23 protein-coding genes and 1 tRNA gene are annotated in these 18,068 nt (G+C 36.0%); all 24 read left to right on the forward strand.

All coding sequences use genetic code 11. From position 1 onward, the window contains the following. The 24 genes from IGJ28_RS03705 (at position 1) to IGJ28_RS03820 (ending at position 18,051) form a co-directional block, all read left to right on the forward strand. The gene (locus IGJ28_RS03705; RefSeq protein WP_438845169.1) at positions 1-399 is read left to right on the forward strand and encodes a hypothetical protein; all 399 of its coding nucleotides are present in this window, start codon (positions 1-3) and stop codon (positions 397-399) included. A gap of 109 nt (positions 400-508) precedes the next feature. Then, entirely contained in the window at positions 509-1,213 is a 705-nt protein-coding gene (locus tag IGJ28_RS03710; RefSeq protein WP_252712697.1) for an ORF6C domain-containing protein, read from the forward strand. Positions 1,214-1,661: 448 nt separating this feature from the next. After that, entirely contained in the window at positions 1,662-2,060 is a 399-nt protein-coding gene (locus IGJ28_RS03715) for an ArpU family phage packaging/lysis transcriptional regulator (RefSeq protein ID WP_123836414.1), read from the forward strand. A gap of 483 nt (positions 2,061-2,543) precedes the next feature. Next, positions 2,544-2,628 (forward strand) — tRNA-Ser (locus tag IGJ28_RS03720). A 250-nt stretch (positions 2,629-2,878) separates the two neighbouring features. Continuing rightward, on the forward strand, positions 2,879-2,965 hold the full coding sequence (locus IGJ28_RS03725; RefSeq protein WP_220271487.1) for a putative holin-like toxin: 87 nt from the start codon (positions 2,879-2,881) through the stop codon (positions 2,963-2,965). Between the two features lie 220 nt (positions 2,966-3,185). Continuing rightward, a complete protein-coding gene (locus IGJ28_RS03730; RefSeq protein ID WP_438845170.1) occupies positions 3,186-4,016 on the forward strand; it encodes a hypothetical protein in 831 nt (276 codons plus the stop codon). Positions 4,017-4,080: 64 nt separating this feature from the next. Further along, positions 4,081-4,434: a phBC6A51 family helix-turn-helix protein gene (locus tag IGJ28_RS03735; RefSeq protein ID WP_438845171.1), complete on the forward strand. Its 354-nt coding sequence runs from the start codon at positions 4,081-4,083 to the stop codon at positions 4,432-4,434. Next, a complete protein-coding gene (locus tag IGJ28_RS03740) occupies positions 4,427-5,680 on the forward strand; it encodes a PBSX family phage terminase large subunit (protein WP_438845426.1) in 1,254 nt (417 codons plus the stop codon). Before IGJ28_RS03735 ends, IGJ28_RS03740 begins: the two co-directional genes overlap by 8 nt. Continuing rightward, positions 5,668-7,191, forward strand: a complete 1,524-nt coding sequence (locus tag IGJ28_RS03745) for a phage portal protein (RefSeq protein ID WP_438845172.1) — start codon at positions 5,668-5,670, stop codon at positions 7,189-7,191. Before IGJ28_RS03740 ends, IGJ28_RS03745 begins: the two co-directional genes overlap by 13 nt. Then, on the forward strand, positions 7,151-8,062 hold the full coding sequence (locus IGJ28_RS03750; protein WP_438845173.1) for a phage minor head protein: 912 nt from the start codon (positions 7,151-7,153) through the stop codon (positions 8,060-8,062). Before IGJ28_RS03745 ends, IGJ28_RS03750 begins: the two co-directional genes overlap by 41 nt. Then, on the forward strand, positions 8,029-8,370 hold the full coding sequence (locus tag IGJ28_RS03755) for a hypothetical protein (protein WP_438845174.1): 342 nt from the start codon (positions 8,029-8,031) through the stop codon (positions 8,368-8,370). Before IGJ28_RS03750 ends, IGJ28_RS03755 begins: the two co-directional genes overlap by 34 nt. A 140-nt stretch (positions 8,371-8,510) precedes the next feature. Continuing rightward, on the forward strand, positions 8,511-9,125 hold the full coding sequence (locus tag IGJ28_RS03760; protein ID WP_317738660.1) for a phage scaffolding protein: 615 nt from the start codon (positions 8,511-8,513) through the stop codon (positions 9,123-9,125). Further along, positions 9,125-10,051 (forward strand): P22 coat protein - protein 5 domain protein, encoded by a 927-nt coding sequence (locus IGJ28_RS03765; protein WP_438845175.1) that lies wholly within the window; start codon positions 9,125-9,127, stop codon positions 10,049-10,051. Before IGJ28_RS03760 ends, IGJ28_RS03765 begins: the two co-directional genes overlap by 1 nt. 12 nt (positions 10,052-10,063) lie before the next feature. Further along, positions 10,064-10,876 (forward strand): SGNH/GDSL hydrolase family protein, encoded by an 813-nt coding sequence (locus IGJ28_RS03770; protein WP_438845176.1) that lies wholly within the window; start codon positions 10,064-10,066, stop codon positions 10,874-10,876. 16 nt (positions 10,877-10,892) lie between these two features. Beyond that, positions 10,893-11,369 carry a hypothetical protein gene (locus tag IGJ28_RS03775; RefSeq protein WP_438845177.1) on the forward strand — a complete coding sequence of 159 codons (477 nt, stop codon included), beginning with the start codon at positions 10,893-10,895 and terminating at the stop codon, positions 11,367-11,369. Positions 11,370-11,428: 59 nt separating this feature from the next. After that, positions 11,429-11,959 (forward strand): hypothetical protein, encoded by a 531-nt coding sequence (locus IGJ28_RS03780; protein ID WP_438845178.1) that lies wholly within the window; start codon positions 11,429-11,431, stop codon positions 11,957-11,959. Between the two features lies 1 nt (position 11,960). Next, complete coding sequence (locus IGJ28_RS03785) at positions 11,961-12,278, forward strand: phage head-tail adapter protein (protein WP_438845179.1); 318 nt, start codon at positions 11,961-11,963, stop codon at positions 12,276-12,278. Beyond that, positions 12,278-12,676, forward strand: coding sequence for an HK97-gp10 family putative phage morphogenesis protein (locus tag IGJ28_RS03790; RefSeq protein WP_438845180.1), 399 nt, complete (start codon positions 12,278-12,280; stop codon positions 12,674-12,676). The genes IGJ28_RS03785 and IGJ28_RS03790 overlap by 1 nt, the downstream gene beginning before the upstream one ends. Before the next feature lie 3 nt (positions 12,677-12,679). After that, entirely contained in the window at positions 12,680-13,060 is a 381-nt protein-coding gene (locus IGJ28_RS03795; protein ID WP_438845181.1) for a hypothetical protein, read from the forward strand. A 1-nt stretch (position 13,061) separates the two neighbouring features. After that, positions 13,062-13,760, forward strand: a complete 699-nt coding sequence (locus IGJ28_RS03800; RefSeq protein ID WP_317738668.1) for a hypothetical protein — start codon at positions 13,062-13,064, stop codon at positions 13,758-13,760. An 18-nt stretch (positions 13,761-13,778) separates the two neighbouring features. Beyond that, entirely contained in the window at positions 13,779-14,297 is a 519-nt protein-coding gene (locus IGJ28_RS03805) for a hypothetical protein (RefSeq protein ID WP_438845182.1), read from the forward strand. A gap of 71 nt (positions 14,298-14,368) precedes the next feature. Then, positions 14,369-14,614 carry a hypothetical protein gene (locus IGJ28_RS03810; protein ID WP_438845183.1) on the forward strand — a complete coding sequence of 82 codons (246 nt, stop codon included), beginning with the start codon at positions 14,369-14,371 and terminating at the stop codon, positions 14,612-14,614. Beyond that, positions 14,604-17,327, forward strand: coding sequence for a phage tail protein (locus IGJ28_RS03815; RefSeq protein ID WP_438845184.1), 2,724 nt, complete (start codon positions 14,604-14,606; stop codon positions 17,325-17,327). The genes IGJ28_RS03810 and IGJ28_RS03815 overlap by 11 nt, the downstream gene beginning before the upstream one ends. Then, positions 17,317-18,051, forward strand: coding sequence for a phage tail protein (locus IGJ28_RS03820; RefSeq protein WP_438845185.1), 735 nt, complete (start codon positions 17,317-17,319; stop codon positions 18,049-18,051). Before IGJ28_RS03815 ends, IGJ28_RS03820 begins: the two co-directional genes overlap by 11 nt. Positions 18,052-18,068: the final 17 nt, after the last annotated feature.

An 18,068-nucleotide genomic window follows, 5' to 3' on the forward strand; every position in this document is an offset into this window, starting at 1 on the left:
ATGACTGTTGCAGTGTTAGGAGTTGTTGCGTTTATAGCGCTGATGTTTGTTGGTGTAGTAATTGGTAAAACGATTGATAATTTGGAGGAGAGTTCAATGCTGAGTATGAAGGTTTTAGATTATCGAATCACAAGTGACTCAAATCAAGTCATAGTAAATAAGGTGCGTAGAAACGATCAAGGAGTAATTTTGATGATCACTGATAAAGACGGTATACAAAGAGAGTCACAACGGCTTGTGGGTTATTACGGTAATCTATCGAAGGCGCTTGTTGCTATAGAGCGTGATTATGTGCTTTCAGAAGGTACAGATATACAAACAGTTAATGAATATAAAAAAGAGTTAGAAACGATCACTAGCAAGTTAGAAAACAAATTGGAGTTAGGGGAGAAATTTTAAGTGGGAAAAACGAAGTCAAAGATCAAAAAGAAGAAGCGGAAGTTGTTAGAGAAAGCCCAGGCGAATGGGACTGTGAACGATAAATATTCGAAGAAGGAGAAGAAAGCAGATGGAAACAATTGAACGAACAATTACTAGTAATGAAGTAGCAGAAATGATTGGTAAAGAACATAGTAAATTAATTAGAGATATTCGTACGTATATTGGATATCTTAACGAAGCCAAAATTGGCTCGGTTGATTTTTTCGTTGAATCTACCTATCAAGATTCTAAAAATGAAACACGTCCAAATTATTTATTAACGAAACAAGGTTGTGAAATGGTTGCCAATAAATTGACAGGGGCTAAGGGAGTTCAGTTTACAGCAAAGTATGTAAATCGATTCAACCAAATGGAGAACCAATTAAAAAAGACGTCGTTACCAATAAACAATACCGAATTACTTTTAGAAACAGCACTAAAGCATGAACGCAACTTAAAAGTAGTTAATGAGCGACTGGATAAGCTTGAAACAGAAACAACCATCAATTCGAGCCAACGTAGGAAGATTCAAGGAAGTGTTCGATCGACAGTAATTAAAGTATTGGGAGGGAAAAATAGTATTGCTTACAAAGATCAAAGCATAAATAAAGCTGCCTTCAGCAGTTGTTATAATCAGCTGAAAGCAGTGTTTGATGTAGCTTCTTATTTGGATATCCCAAAAGCGAGATATACAGAGGCAATGGACCTTATCCCTCGATGGAAACCGACATTAGAATTGCAAGCTAAAATCAATCAAGCGAATGGTGTTTCTGACTTGTGGGAAACGGCATAAAAAAACGAACCTTCTAGGGATTGTGTGGTGGAAAGTTGAGTAGAAGGTTCGAAAAAAGGCTAGGCTGAAAATAGATTTTTAAAAGAAAATTATCAGGATTTTGGGTATGCTAGAACTAGCCTTTTTTACTAGGATAAACGGTTTTATAAAAAAATCAATATTATTTTATAATTAAAATAAAAACGAATCCTTCGTAGTTGATTGGGTGTTTCAGGGACTACAAAGGATTCGAAAAGGCTAAAAAGGCAACAAAATCTTAGCTATGAATGTTCAGAAAAAAGTGGACTTAGGATCCAGAATTAGCCTTTTCTATTAGATTAATAGATAAAATTAAATAGTCAATATTATTTAATAAAAAAATAGACAGCCGACCACTGGCTGCCTGTACATAGAATATTGAGTTGAATCAAACCCTTTTTCATTATACCATATCTTGGAGTGATTTGTAATGATTAAAGAAGCTGATATCAAACAGACAAAGGCAAATGCAAAGGCTATTTTAAAACAGTATCGGGGACTAGAACGCAAGGCAGGACGAAGTCCGATTGATATTCGTTCCCCATTTATGAACGATATGCCTAAAGCACCAAAGCGTGGAAATATGGTTGAAGATGCATTGATTCAAAATATTGAAATAAAAGAGAAAATTCAAGCGATAGAATATGCGTTAAGTCGGTTAGGACTGATGAGCAGACAGGTATTATACTACACGTATTGTATGAAAGAAGTTATGACAAATGATGAGATTGCGGATAATCTTGGAGTAGCAACTCGCACACTGAATCGCATGAAGTCGGAGGCATTGTTGGAGTTTGCGGATGTATTTGGGGTAGTTGCTTATCGCTGAAAATTTTGGCGTTTTTGGCGTAAATGGCGCAAATTTGGCCTTTTTGGCGTAAATTTGGCGCAAATAGTCCGATTTTAGATGTTATTATAGTAGTGTCAGAAGATTAGGAGAGACGGTGATTGGACTACTCACAATAATCCAAATGCCGAAAGGGGGAAAGCTCCTTATCGCTTATTCTTCTTTGACAGAAGACGGCAAATTACAATAAAGGAGTTGAAACGCTCTTTATCTTCATTCGTCGTCTTTTTTATGTCACTGTGGCGGAAGTAGAAGACGTAAATGAGAAATAGTGTAGTCTAAGGGCGGCGATTGATCCTTGTAACAAAACTATCAGACAGTTTCGTGAGTGGGGCAGTGCTACTCCAGTGACATTGAGATTGGACAGTAAGCATGTGGCAAGCAGCCACCGAATTATCCCGGGGCTTTTGTCGGATAAACAATCTCAAAACACGGGACTTAGATCCCAGAAAAAAAGCGCGCAGAGGGTAGCTCCCTCAGGTTGGTGGATATGGTTGTATGGAGGACCGGAAGAACCGGCAACGTCACAGGTTCGAATCCTGTGTCACCAATAGGGTTTATGGTTATCCCGTAAAACTGTGTTAGCAACCGAGGCATGTAGGTTTAAAAAACATAGGGGTGTGCAATTTCGTACGCGTTTTGTGCATCGTGTAGGTTGCTTATACATAAAAACAAGGCTAGCACATACGTTGGCCTTTTTGTATAATATCCATTGTAGAAAAGTGAAAAGATGGTGGCTAATCTCTTGAAAAAGGGGTGATGCCTATGGTTCATAGCTTTATCCCTAGAAGGGAGTAAGCATGTCTGTATTTGAAGCATTAACGCTGATGATTGCTTTTGCGACATTGGTGTTGCTGATCACAGAGCATAAAGATCCAAAAAAATAACCATCTAACACTTTAGCAGAGAGTAGATGGTTAAACCATTGAAATTAAGCTACCGTCTTTTTAACGGTTCTACATGGGGCGTGTTTGCAGCACGTCCTTTTTCTATGTCTATTATAGCATGTGAAAACAGAAAATCAATTCAGGATCACTCATTGAGTGGTCTTTTTATTTTTGCCAATTCTTATTATACTCTAAGTATTCGAATTACTAGGAGGACAATATGAATAGAGAAAATGAATTAGAAGCGATAAAAAACTATTCTGACCATTATTTCGAAGTACAAAATAGGACTTTAGAATCTCGTTTATCAGAGGTAGAGATTGAATCAGAAAAGAAAATCGAAACAATAAAGACTTCGTCAAAAGAAGCTGTAAAGGAGGTTGGAAGAGAAATGATAAATTCAATACCAGTAGTATCTTCATTATCAAAAGCTGCTTTTATTTTTATGGATTGGAATAAGAAAGTAGATTCTGATTTAGAAGATGTCAAGAAGGTAATGCTGATTGAAAGCTATTTGAATAAAACTGATGATCATGAAAAAGCAATCAAAAGTTTGAAAGAAGCAATGACCGATGTTTATGGTAATGCTCTAATCAATAAAATATTTAGAATGTTAAGTGACTATCCACCGGATGGTGACTGGTTTACACATTTAAGGATGGCATTAGAAAAGATTTGTGAAGCAAAGAATTTTGAAAAACTATTTGATATTCATAAATTTAATCTAGGTTTAATTGAGAAAATGTCTCCTCAAGCGCTAAGTATTATTGCTGATGCGAATAATTGGCCAGAATTTCACTTTAATTTTTCTGGTATGAGCATCGGTGGGAAAGTTACAGATCAATTCCAGCTTCCTTTTGCTGAAACTTATGCACGGAAAAAGGGGATTGAAGAACTGATTAAAGTAGAGAGAATTGTTCATATTATTAACGATTTACAGAATAGTGGATTCATTGAGTGTTATTCGTACCAAGGACAACATTTTAAATTGCAACTTACAAACATGGGGAAATCATTATTCGAGTATTTAACTGATGTTAAATATTATTAGAGAACAGATCACTCGCTGAGTGGTCTTTTTTTGTTTTAGTTTTTTTTAGTTTGGGGGCGATTTTTTGAAACTGACTAAGAAGCATGAAATGGCTATACAATTACTATTTGAAGGTTCTTTGAAGCGACAAGAAATCGCTCAAGAACTAAAAATAAGTGAGCAGACTTTGTACAATTGGATGAAGGACGAAAATTTTACGCGTGCTTATGATGATTATGTGAAGGTAATTATGAGCAAATCATCAGGGAAAGCATTGAAAACAATGTTAAATTTACTGAATGCAAAATCTGAAATGGTCCGATTTAATGCTGCAAAAGACATCCTAGATCGTGGTGGATTTATGCCAACAAACAAGCAGGAGATAGATATCAAATCAGTTACTTTTGTGGATGATGTGCCGCTTGATGACGATGACTAATGTAAGAGTATCCATGTCAAAGACATTAGGCAAGGGATACAATCGTTTTTTTCATAGTAAAAATTTTTATCGGGTAGTAAAAGGATCACGTGGTAGTAAAAAATCAAAATCAACAGCTCTTTGTTATATACATGATATTTTAAAATATCCGTGGGCTAATATATTAGTTGTACGTCGTTTTTCGAACACAAACAATCAATCAACTTATACTGATTTCAAGTGGGCGACAAATCGACTTAAAGTGACCGATTTATTTAAATTCAACGAATCACTGCCAGAAATTACGGTTAAAGCCACAGGCCAAAAAATTCTTTTTCGCGGTTTAGATGACGAACTAAAGATCACATCTATTACAGTAGATGTTGGTGTTCTTTGTTGGGCTTGGTTTGAGGAAGCTTATCAAATTGAAAATCAAGCGAAGTTTGATACAGTCGTTGAATCTATACGTGGTGCGTATGATGCCCCAGACTTTTATAAACAAATCACAGTCACTTTTAATCCATGGAGCGAGCATTCGTGGTTAAAAGGAGCTTTTTTTGATGATGAAACAAGATATAAAGATGTATTTTATGACACAACTACTTTTAGAGATAACGAATGGTTAGATGACCAGGATAGAAACAGGTATTTGGACCTATACAGAACGAACCCAAGACGGGCAGTTGTTGTTTGTGATGGTGACTGGGGAATTGCCGAAGGATTAGTTTTCGACGGTTGCTATGAAGTTAAGGATTTTAACATTGAATCCAAAAAAAATGAAGTTGGTCGGACTATACATGGCATGGACTTTGGTTTTACAAATGATCCGACGACATTGCCAAGTGCGATATATGACGAAAAAAATCAAGAATTATGGGTATATGACGAATTATATAAAAAGGGACTTCTTATAAATGATTTAATCAAAGAAATCGAGAAAAGAGAGCTTACAAAAGCAATAATTAGAGCCGACAGTGCAAGTCCTCAAATGATTGCGGAACTAAAAAACCGCGGTATCAGCAGAATCACAGGAGCAGTAAAAGGTAAGGACTCGGTAGAACATGGAATAATTTTCATGCAAGGTCTAAAAATTTACATACATCCGTCTTGTGTAAAAACACTAGAAGAATTTAACACGTATGTTTACCAACAAGATAAAAATGGGAAATGGCTTAACAAACCAGTTGATGCAAATAATCATATTATTGATGCGCTAAGATATGCATTAGAGCCGTTTATGAAATCTCAAAACGGATGGCTATATTAACGAAAGGAGAAGATAATTTGAATCCTAACAAGTTTAAATCAGAAGATATTGCAACATTAGCAAATGCTATTAAACAAGTGATCGATAACGATAGGAGTTCGTCGTATAAAGAAAAGATGCGTACTGGTATTAATTACTATAAACATCAGCACGACATTGAAAAACTCCGATTTTTTTATGTTGATAATGAAGGCAAGGTTCACGAAGAAACTGCGCGATCAAATATTAAAATCCCTCATTCCTATTTTACTGAGTTGTCTGATCAAAAAACGCAGTATTTGTTATCTAATCCGGTGGAAATAATAACCGAGCAAGAAGGCCTACAAAAATATCTTGATGAATATGTGGATGAAGAGTTTCAGCTTTTATTGCAAGAAGTTGTCGATGGTGGGAATCAAAAAGGGTATGAGTTTGTCTATGTTAAGTTAAATGATGAAAGGGTATCTTTTGCAGTCGCTGATAGTCTCAAAGTAGTTATGATCTATGATGATAACAATCAATTAATCGCAATTATCCGGTACTATGATTCTGAAATTTACAAAGACGATAAGGCGGTCAAAGTGACCAAAGCAGAGTTATGGGACAGCGAAAAAGTCTATTACTTTGTGTCTAATGATAACCAAGCTTATCAAATTGATCGATCTTATGAAATTAATCCGACATATTACAATACGATGATTGATAAAGAGACAAATAATGTTTATGGTCAATCATTAGGTGCTGCGCTAGGCATTGATGATTTTATTCCTTTTTTGCGATATGACAACAACAAATATCGCACAACAGATCTCGAACCAATCAAAGCGTTGATTGATGATTATGATCTAATGGCATGTTCTCTATCTAATAATTTACAAGACTACGATCAGCCTTTTTTTGCTGTAAAAGGATTTAATGGTGATAATTACGAGCATTTGATCAATAATTTACGTTCTAGGGGAGCTGTCGGAACAGGAGAAAATGGAGGAATTGAGGTACACACGGTCAATATACCGGTTGAAGCTAGAAAAGAAAAGTTAAAAGTGGATAAAGAAGGAATTTATAAATTTGGGATGGGCTTTGATTCTTCCCAAGTTGGTGATGGTAATGTGACAAATGTTGTTATCCAGTCTCGGTATACTTTATTAGATCTCAAATGCAACAAAGCTGAGATTAGACTTAAAAAACTGCTAAAGCAAATGTTAAAGCTGATTATTGCTGATATTAATCGCCGATTTAATAAAGCTTATACCACGGATGATCTCGAAATAATTATCACTCGGTCAACGATGGTTGACGAAAAGGAAGTCGCCGATATCGAAAAAGTTAAAGTAGAAAGCAAACAGATTGAAATTGATAATCTTTTAAATGCGGCGACTAGATTGGACGATGAATCAGTACTTGAACGAATATGTGAGATCTTAGAGTTTGAATTTGATGAGGTTAAACAAAGATTAGATGAGCAAGACTATGAAGAGGATGTGATCCCGAATGTCGAAGTATCAGAAGGAGATCGAATCACTACTCAATAAGTCAGAATCAGATATTAGCATTGAGCTAAGAAAGCTGTACAAGGATTTAGTAAATGAAATCACAAAAGAGATTATTGATCTGTCAAAACAAATTGAAAAAGATGATAAATTTAGCAAAAAGCTACAAAAAGAACGCTTAGAAGCTATTCGAAGTCAGATGTATGCTAAAGCAAATTCACTTGAAACAAATCAAAAAGATAAGCTATACGCTTTTCTAAAGTACGATGGGCAACTTGCATTTAATGAAATTTTTTATGATTTCGAGATGTACGAGGAGATTTTATTATCATTTACAATGATAACTGATAAGCAAATAAGCGCGATAATTAACACTCCTGTTGCTTCTAGGAAGCTTTCAACAAGATTGAAGGGTAATTGCACCAAAATGAAGAAAAACCTAAACAGAGTGCTTACAAGAGGTTTTAGCAAGGGGTGGCCAACTCAAAAAATGGCTGCTCAAATTGCTGAAATTGGCGGTGCTAATTATCGAAGAGCGATGAATATTGCTCGAACAGAGTCGGGGCGTGTCACAAGTATTACTCGTCAACAATCACAGCAACACGCAAAAGAGCTAGGTATCAAAGTAAATAAAAAGTGGGTATCAACATTAGATGGAGATACTCGTAATAATCACCGAAAGCTAGATGGCCAAATCCGCGAAATTGATGATTACTTTGAGGTAGGTGGATTGAAGACATTACAACCTCATATGTTTGGAATTGCAAGCGAAGATTGCAACTGTAGATGTCGAACAATCAGTGTTATAAAAGGTTATGAACCAAAGCTGAGGCGTGATAATGTATCCGGTGAGGTTTTTGACTATAAGAATTATCAAGAATGGCTGGACAGCAAGAAAGGACAAATAACATGAAAGGTTTTTATGAAGCTATTTTAACTTTGCAGGTCAATGAAGAGCTTGCGGAAGTGTACAAGAAAGCGATTGAAGAAGAAAATAATCGTTATATGGTTAAAGATGAACGCACAGATGCAAATGGAAGTGTCATAAGTACAGAGGTTAAGCCAGTATGGAATGGGAATTATGTATTAGTTAATATAGAGCGATCTTATAGCAGTACAATTTTACAAATTTCTATGCTTAGTCATACATTATCTAACCTAAAGCAAACAGTAGAGCACTATCAGAAAAATGGTGCGGAATTATTTTATAAAAATTGGTAACAAAAGGATTTAGCTAATTGCTTAGTCCTTTTTTATTTTGTCTTGGGATGACGTTAAAAGCACCAGTACTGTATCCGGCAGTATAACCGGAAATCCTAAGCGGGACCAACCGCTATAAACAGGTATAGGAGGAGCAAAAAATGGAATGGATACAGACAATTTTATCAAAACATACTAAGGAGGACGGAACGATTGATTTAGTTGCAGCAAATAAAGAGATTGATCAAGAATTTCCCAATAATGCTGTGCCTAAGGACAAATACAATAATGTAGCGGATAGTTTAAAAGAAGCTAAATCGACTATCAAAAATTTGGAAAATAAAACGAAAGATAGCCCAGATATCCAAAAAGAACTTGATGATTATAAAGCTAAAGCCGAACGGTTAGAGAATGAGAATAAACAGCTTGTAATTAATCAACAAGTGTCGTCTGCATTACGTGATGCAGGCGCAAAAGATATTGAATACGCTACGTTCAAATTAGGCGAATTGGAATTGGACAAAGATGGAAATGTTAAAGATTTATCGAATAAAATCAAGGATCTACAAAGCAATATACCTGATTATTTTGATAAAAAAGACGATAAAAACAACTCTAATCCTTTAGATAAATTCAAAAGCTTAAATCCTAAACCGGGTGATGGAAAACAGACACCATCATACACACTGGAAGAAATATCTAAAATGACAACTGAACAAATTAATAATAACTGGGATGCAGTTAGCGCAGCCCTATCACAAGGAGAGAATAAATAATGACATTAGGAGTTAGTACTTTTAAAAACTTTATTCCGACAATTTGGAGCGCACGTTTGCTGGCCAATCTTGATAAAAGCCTTGTTGCGTTGCAATTTGTTAACCGAGACTACGAAGGAGAAATTACCGCTTTCGGTGACACTGTTCAAATTAATCAATTGGGTAATATTACGATCAAGGATTATACAGGTGCGGATATTGATAATCCGGAAGAAATTGGTTCGACGCAACACACTTTAACGATTGATCAGGCAAAATACTTTCATTTTATGGTTAAGGATGTTGACAAAGCGCAAGCCAATGTCAATCTTCTTGATAAATCGATGGAACGCGCCTCTTATGCAATGGCTGATATTATCGATCAGCACGTTTTTTCATTGATGGTTTCTGGAGCTACTAATAAAGTGGGAACTGTATCAGCACCAATCGAAATCACAGTAAGTAATGCTTATGACAAACTGGTTGATTTAAGTGTTACTTTAGATGAAAAAAATGTGCCTAAAGCTGGCCGTAAAATCGCTTTGCCACATTGGTATTTAGGAATGCTTGCAAAAGATCCTCGTTTTACAAAAGATTTAAACATTTTAGCTAACGGCGTTGTAGAAGGGGCTCGTGTTGGACGGTTTGAGCTTTTGGCATCTAATAACCTGAGATCTGGCAGCCGAGGTGTAACTCATTGCCCTGCTGGCACTGATCAAGCGACAACATTTGCTAATCAAATTGTAGAAATGGAAGCTTACCGACCTGAAAAGAACTTTTCTGATGCGGTTAAAGGGTTAACTGTTTGGGGAAGTAAAGTAGTTCAAAAAGACTGCTTAGTTGATTTTATTGTCAAAAAAGGAACTGATACAGCTGAAGAGGTGCCAGTACCAGTTGTTGGAACAATCACTCCAACGGGAGATGGAGCAACGATTGAATTGTCTTAATAGGTGATTGATATGGCAGATAAATTCAGAATCTATCAAGGGGAACAACTGCTATTAGAGGGTGATTCTCCTTTGACATTTTTAAATAGTCTACGCAATCAAATGGGCTTTTTAGGTCCGTTGAGCGTGAGCCGAGTAAGAGGAACAAAGGAGTCGGAAAAAGTGAGTTTACCAGCATTAGTCGGGAAGAAAATGGTTTGTTTCGGGGATTCGATTACGTATTATGATAGTCACGCAATGCCTAGCACTGTGTTAAAAGAATGGGCAGGGGTTGTGATGCAAGGATATGAAACCTATTTACGTAATGCCCTTGGGGGAACTGTTGAGAATCAAGGAATTGCAGGAAATACAACTGCACAGATTGCAGCACGTAGTAAAGCATTTGATTTTACTGGGTATGAAATGGTGACATTTTATGCAGGTGTAAATGATTTCAATGGAAACATTCCTGTCGGCCAAATAGCCGAGATTGGTGGAACGTTTGATTTAAAAACGATGGCAGGAAATTATCAATCGATGATTGAAGATGTGGTTACTAGGTTTCCAAAAATGAAGATAGGGATTATTTTGCCTTATCAGGTTTGGAATCGTTCAGGTGTTCCGATGCCAGAAACATACATTAACGTAACGAAAGAGATCGCTAAATTATATGCGATTCCCTATATTGATTTGCATAACGAATCGGGAATTAATAAGATTACTCGTTCGGCACTGTTTGTTGATAATGTAGCCGCAGGGCAAAATCAATATCATGTCAATAACTATGGATACAATCTAATCGGTACAAAAATTACAACCTTTGTAAAAGGAATATTAGGAAATTAGACAAGGAGGAAAAACGATGGCAGATCAATTTCGAGTGTATAAAAAAGCAGATGGCTCAAAAGTAGCAGAAAGTGTTTCACCTGTGAAACTCACAGGGCTTGCTTCTGGAACAACGGTTGCGGAAGGAGATTATCAAGCAACACGTGTTCGAGGAGAAAAAGAATCGAAAAAAGTAGATCTTAAAGGATTTACAACCCTAAAATTACCTACAAAACCGACTGTAAAAATTACACCTAAGGACAAAGGAATGGACTATGTAATTACCCCATCTCCAACAGCAACAGAAGAAGGCGTAACAGGATACAAAATCTATACGAAGAAAGTTTCTGAAGACTGGAGCGCTGCGAAATCAACCACCGTCACAGAGCTAACTGGAGGATTTGGTACGATGGAAAATGGCGTACAATACGTATTTGGTGTGGAAGCACTAAATGCAAATGGGGCAAGTCCACGATTGGATACGACCTTTACTGCTGGTGCTCCAGAAACTTAATAAAAATAGATTTAAGGGATAGATTTGCAGCTATCCCTTAAACTTAGAAGGAGTTAACAATGATTATCTCTTTAGAAGAAGCGCAAGTAATTTATCCAGATATTACACAAGCATATTTAGATGGCATTGAGCAATCTATTAGAGCAGAAACAAACAATAATTTCCAAAATCAAACGATAAGATTCTTAGGGATAGATTTTATATCTGATAATATGATTGTTGTTGATGAATTAGAAGGTTTATCAGTTGGTGATACTATCCAAGTATCCGGGAGTAAATGGAATAACGGACTGTATGTTATCACCGGAATAGATGATAATGTACTTACGGTACAAGATAATGCAAGATTATTCACAGGTCACGATGAAGCGGCATTTATCACTAAAATTGAGTATCCATCTGATATCTTGTTAGGTGTGATGAAATTACTTAAATATGATGCTAAGACAGCAAATACAATTGGATTAAAATCTAAAACGGTGTCTCGGATGTCGGAAACTTACTTTGATCAAAATAGCGCTGAAATGATAGCTGGTTATCCAGCTGCGTTAATGTCATTTATTGATAAATACCGCAAAATGAGGTGGTAAAGTGTATCTTTTTGAAATTAAGCGTGAAGTAGATACCAATGAAAAAGATGAACTCAATCGATCAATTTACGCTTGGCATACTGTCCACACTTGCTGGGGTTATCTAGATCTTTTGACTGGATCTGATGAACAGCAACATCAAAACAGTTTACTAGCAACCTCTAGCCATGTTTTTTTGACAAAAGATACGAGTTTTTTAATCAAGTCTAATGATATGATTTATAATCCACGTACAGATATCACGTACGAAATTACGTTTGTTGATAATGTGATGGAATTAGATGATCATTATGAAATCTATTGTAAGCGGTGGGTTTGATGAAATTTATTGATCATTCCGATGAAGCTAAAAAAGTTTTGAGAGAAGCTACAATTAGATGGCTTTTTCAAGCATGTTTGTTAGTAGAGGGACAAGCTGTTTCTTTGGCCGCAGTACAAACCGCTAGATTAAGGAATTCTATTGATCATTTTGTCGATGAGGATGAATTGATCGGTTATGTTGGTACAAATGTTGAGTATGCAATTTATGTAGAATTTGGGACTGGTGAATTTGCCGAGAATGGCAACGGTAGAAAAGGTGGTTGGGTCTATCAAGATCCTAGTGGTGAGTGGTTCTTCACCTGGGGACAAGAACCGCAACCATATTTGCGACCTGCTTTTAGGCAAAAGAAATCAGAAATAGAAGCTTTAGCGAAAGAAATATTCGGAGGGATCTAGCTGATGAGTCAACGAATTGATGTAATCAACTATTTAACGGGACTTTTCAGCGAGATCGTCCCGGAAACACATTATCTCAAAAACAAAAGCAAAACGGTTATATATCCATATCAAACTTTTACACTTACCGGAGAGCCTACTCATTTTTCAGGGCAAGGGTTTTACATTGATATTGATATATTTAATAGCAGTACCAGTGATGTGGCCATTGAGAAGGTTCTGTCAGAGATGATGGCATTATTTAACGATGGGCCTTTTTATCAATTGACTGATAAATTTTTAGCGCAAATAGAGTATAGCGCTGATAATGATGTTCCGACCGGATCGGACACATTACAAAGAAGAAATATAAGATTATACGCAAAATTTGATTGGAGGATATAAAATGGCGATTACGAGTGAAACATTGCCTAAAAGTGGCTATACAGCTGATACACCAAAACGTTATCTACTTAATGCTGGAGCATTAGTTAAAAACTTAACGTGGGATAGTGGAGAAAGTAAATGGTCCTATGATTTATTAGGAGCAACAAGTGGCGGATCTAAACTATCACTTAAAAATAATTTGAGACAAGTTGAAGTTGATGGTGTGTTTGCAACACCGGTCGGCGGCGATATGATCGAATCGAGTGAAGGAACTTTTGAAATAAATGTTATCGAACACACTCGTGATAATATTAAAATAGCTCTTTTTGCAGATGTAGAAGATTCTGACGGTACTGATTATCCTGAAGGATATGATGTAATTACACCAAAACAAAAAATTGAAACGACTGATTACATTGAAAATCTCGGGTATATTGGTACGATTAGTGGATCTGATAAGCCAATCATTATCATTATGGATTATGCAATTTGCACATCCGGATTAGAAGTAGAAGTAAAAGATAAGGCGGAGGCAGTATATCCTTTGACTTTTGCAGCTCGTACACCTATGGATGACGTTACGACTACATCATTACCTATCAAGATATTAATGCCAAAAGAAAATACGGGGAATTTGGATGAGCCGAAGGAAGTAGAACCTCCGTCAATTGGTGATATAACACCAACAGCTGATGGTGCGATTATTACTTTATCTTAATCAGAGAGGATAGTATAAATGAATAATAAACGGGAAGTCGAAGAAAAGGCTGCTGAAATCAAAAAAGCCGAAAAAAATAATAAAATCAAAGAACGATTAATCGGTTATAAAATGCGTGAATTACAAGCGGATGACGTTTTTAAGGTGATTGAAATTATCAATATTTTAAACGTTACTGAGTTAGTAACTGATTTTTTAAAGCAAAAAGATGCTGCTAAGATCCAATCTCAACAAGCACAAGGTTTAGCGCTTGTTGCAAGTAACAAATCAGGATCTGAACAAGAATCCTTAACAGATCAGGTCAAATCTATTCAAAAGGAGATTTCTAGTCAAAGTTTTGATTTTGTAGCTAAAGTGACAAAATTTGTATTAGCTCATTCTGGAGAAATTAAAGTCGAGCTTAATAGTTTGTTAGCAGATTTGACCGATAAAACACCGGAAGAGATTGGAAAAACAAATATCGTTACTTATGGATTGTTGGTAAAAGATTTTTTCTTAAAGCCGGAATTACGAGAAGCGTTAGAATTGCTCTTTTAATTCAAAATTATGGCGGAATGAATAAGTTTAGAGACACGTTATTTAAGAGATATAACGATGTCTCTTTTTTGTTGTCTACAATTAAATGGAAAGATTTCCCAGATTTTCTTGCTGTATTGTTTGAAACGGATTTTGAGGATCGCTTGTGGCAAATCTATTTATCTAATCCTTTGCGAACTGAATCTTTTGATGAGTTTAAACAAAAAATTATTGAAAGTGGAAAATCCAAGGAGCAAGTAGAAACAGAATCTCAACAAGCAGCGAAAGATGCTCTTGCAATGCTTGATTCAATGGGAGGTGATAGGTTTGGCATTTAATGTTTTTGAGATGTTCGGGGTCATCGATGCTGACAATCAAAAAGCGAATGATGCGATTGATGAGACAACGGGTAAAGCGAAAAAGTCCACAACTGTTTTTAATAAATTAGGCAGTGGGCTTAAAGTTCTCGGGACAGGGATGGCAGTTGCTGCAGGTGCAGCTGGTGTTGCAGTAGTGGGATTAAGCAAAAAAATTCTTTCCGCTTATGCAGACTATGAGCAGCTTGTCGGTGGTGTAGACACTCTTTTTGATAAGGCATCAAAAAAAGTACAACAATATGCAGATGAAGCTTTTAGAACCGCTGGATTATCGGCAAACGAATACATGGAAACTGTAACAAGTTTTAGTGCTAGTCTATTACAATCGCTAGGTGGCGATACTCAAAAGGCAGCAGATGTTGCCAATCAAGCTGTAATAGACATGTCGGATAATGCAAACAAAATGGGTACAAACATCGCTATGATCCAAAATGCCTATCAAGGTTTTGCGAAGCAAAATTATACGATGCTTGATAATTTGAAACTTGGTTATGGTGGCACGAAAGAAGAAATGCAACGTTTGTTGGCTGATGCTGAAAAGCTATCAGGGATAAAATATGATCTTTCTAATTTCGCTGATGTGACCGAAGCCATTCATGTGATCCAAACAGAGATGGGTATTACTGGTACTACAGCTAAAGAAGCTACTGAAACTATCAGTGGATCTATTGCAGGGATGAAATCTGCTTGGGAAAATTTAGTGATCGGTATGGGGAATTCTAATGCCGATATAGGTAAATTGCTTGACAATTTAATCGAACAATTTGGATATGTCGTTAAGAATGTGACACCTATATTAGACAATGTTATACAAGCTTTACCTAAAGCTTTTGATGGATTATCAAAGGCTTTAGAAGAGATACTTCCAACGTTACTTGAAACAATTGCTGATTTATTCTCTAAAGTCTTAGAAAAGTTGATGTCTCTCTTGCCTGATCTTATTCCAGTAGCTGTAGATGCGCTTTTGACAATTACTCAAGCAATCATTGACAATTTACCTCTTTTAATTGATGCGGCGGTTGTTTTGATTGCAGCATTAGCATCGGGACTTACGGAAGCTTTGCCTACACTTATTCCTGCAACACTCCAAGCAATTATAACGATTGCAAAAGGATTAATTGATAACTTACCATTGTTGGCTGATGCTGCATTAGAATTAATATTTGGGTTAGCTGATGAGTTGAGAAAAGCTGCCAAAAATGTTTTAACAGATATTTTTCCAGAATTATCACTGGATATTGATGTCGATACTTTTTTGGATAAATTTAGCAGAGTGATTGATCTTTTAGAAAAAGGTGCTCCGATTATTTCAGCAGCAGCTGGAGCAATATTGACATTTAAAACATACATGATGGGATTATCTATTGCTTCTAGTATAAGTACTGCTATCGGATCATTAAAAACTGCTTTTATAATTTTGTCAACAACTTTATCTAACCTCGGTCTAGGTGGCACAATTTCTATGTTAATGGGATTTATGGGACCGGTTGGCTGGGTGATTACCCTTATAGGGGCATTGGCTGGTGCGTTTATTTATCTGTTCAACACAAATGAAACATTCTGTGATGGAGTGATAAATACGTGGACAAATATAGTTGGATTTTTGCAACCTCTAATTACAGGGTTAATTAATTATATACAATCGGCCTTTGGTTTATTTGTCACTTGGTGGCAAGAAAATCAGAATACTATTTTGTTTATTTTTAAAACCATTTGGACTACTATTCAAATAGTTTTTGATACTATTTGGGGGATTATACAGATGATTGTCCTTACAGGTTTAACAATGATACAAACATTTTTTAACATGTGGGGATCAGCGTTATTAGCTGTAGTAAAAGTTATATGGTCATTAATCAAAGCTGTTTTTACGGATACTATCAATACAATATTAAATATAATTACTAGTGTTTTTAATCAGATTAAAATAGTAATTGAGACTATTATGGGTGTTATCCAAGGAATTATCAAAGTTGTTACTGGCGCAATAAAAGGTGATTGGTCACGAGTATGGGAAGGTATCCAACAGATTTTTGTATCTGTATTAGACGGAATTTTAAAAACATTATCAAATGTCATGGGAACTCTAGCAGAAATTGTTTCCGATAAAATTGATGTGATTAAAGGATTTTTTTCCGATCTTGCAGACATCGATTTACTTAAAATAGGACGAGATATAATCGATGGATTTATTGAAGGTCTTCAATCTGGGGTAAAAAGAGTAGGTAAAGTCATTAGTGATATGGGTAGTGGGATAAAGGATATGCTTGTAGATTTATTTGATATTCATTCGCCATCAAAATGGGCTCGTAATTACGTCGGTAAATGGATTCCTTTGGGGGTAGCGAAAGGGATAGAAGATGAAGCTGATTCGATCCAAAACGCACTGGATGATGCAGTTAATCAACTTACTTTTAATACAAGTAGTTTAGGAGCAAATGTAGATTTAAATCAAATTAATCCGAATGTGTTGAACTCGGAAGCTGTTACAGATGGTTTTTCAAATAGTAATGAACATAGAAAATCAGGTGATATCTTTAATATTACTTTGCAAGCACTAGGTGAATTGACAGATTTCCAATTGATGGATATGGCTAAAAAACTTGTGAAAATTATGAAGGAATTGAAAGACAGAGAAGATGCACCTAAAGGAGGCGTATTAAGTGGGATTTAGACCAGGACAGTTTAAAATCAATGGCTTGGATAGTGAAGGGTTCAATACTTATTTACGTTCTAGACCACAGCGCCTTTCTGCAGGACGTGTTATAGAGCTCAAGCCTAGGCCGGGCAATGATTCGGTTGTTGTGGATTTTGCTTACTACAAAAATGTAGAATGGAAAATCCTTTGCAATGCACAAGCGGATAATGTAGATGATGTATCACATTTAGAGGATCGTATTCGGGCTTGGCTAGATATGTCAAACTACTCTGATTTTACCTACAGTTTTGATGCACAGTATATTTACCAAGCTATTGTGGTAACACCACCTGTATTTAGTGGAACACACAAAGATGCTAATTGGATACCATTTGAGTTTACTATTAGTCTACGTCCATTTAAACAGTCAAGAACGGGGCTCAGATGGCTTAGTAATAAAAAAAAGATACACAATATTGAGCGATATCCTTCCAAGCCTAAAATTCATATTTTGGGCTCGGGGGATATTTCTTTTTGGATCAACAATGACAAATTTGAACTGGTCAATATTGGTAATGAGATAATCATTGATTCACAGATTGAAGAGTCTTATCGACTTGTTGATGGTGTTCTAGAATCGCAAGATAGTAAAACGAAGTTTATAGATTTTCCTATATTGCCGACCGGATTGACCACAATTAAATGGCAAGGAAATGTAAAAGAATTTAATTTGATGCCAAGGTGGTGGACTAAAATTTGAATCCAAGAATCTATAAA

The organism is Enterococcus sp. AZ091, assembly GCF_051714805.1.
Taxonomy (GTDB): domain Bacteria; phylum Bacillota; class Bacilli; order Lactobacillales; family Enterococcaceae; genus Enterococcus_D; species Enterococcus_D gallinarum.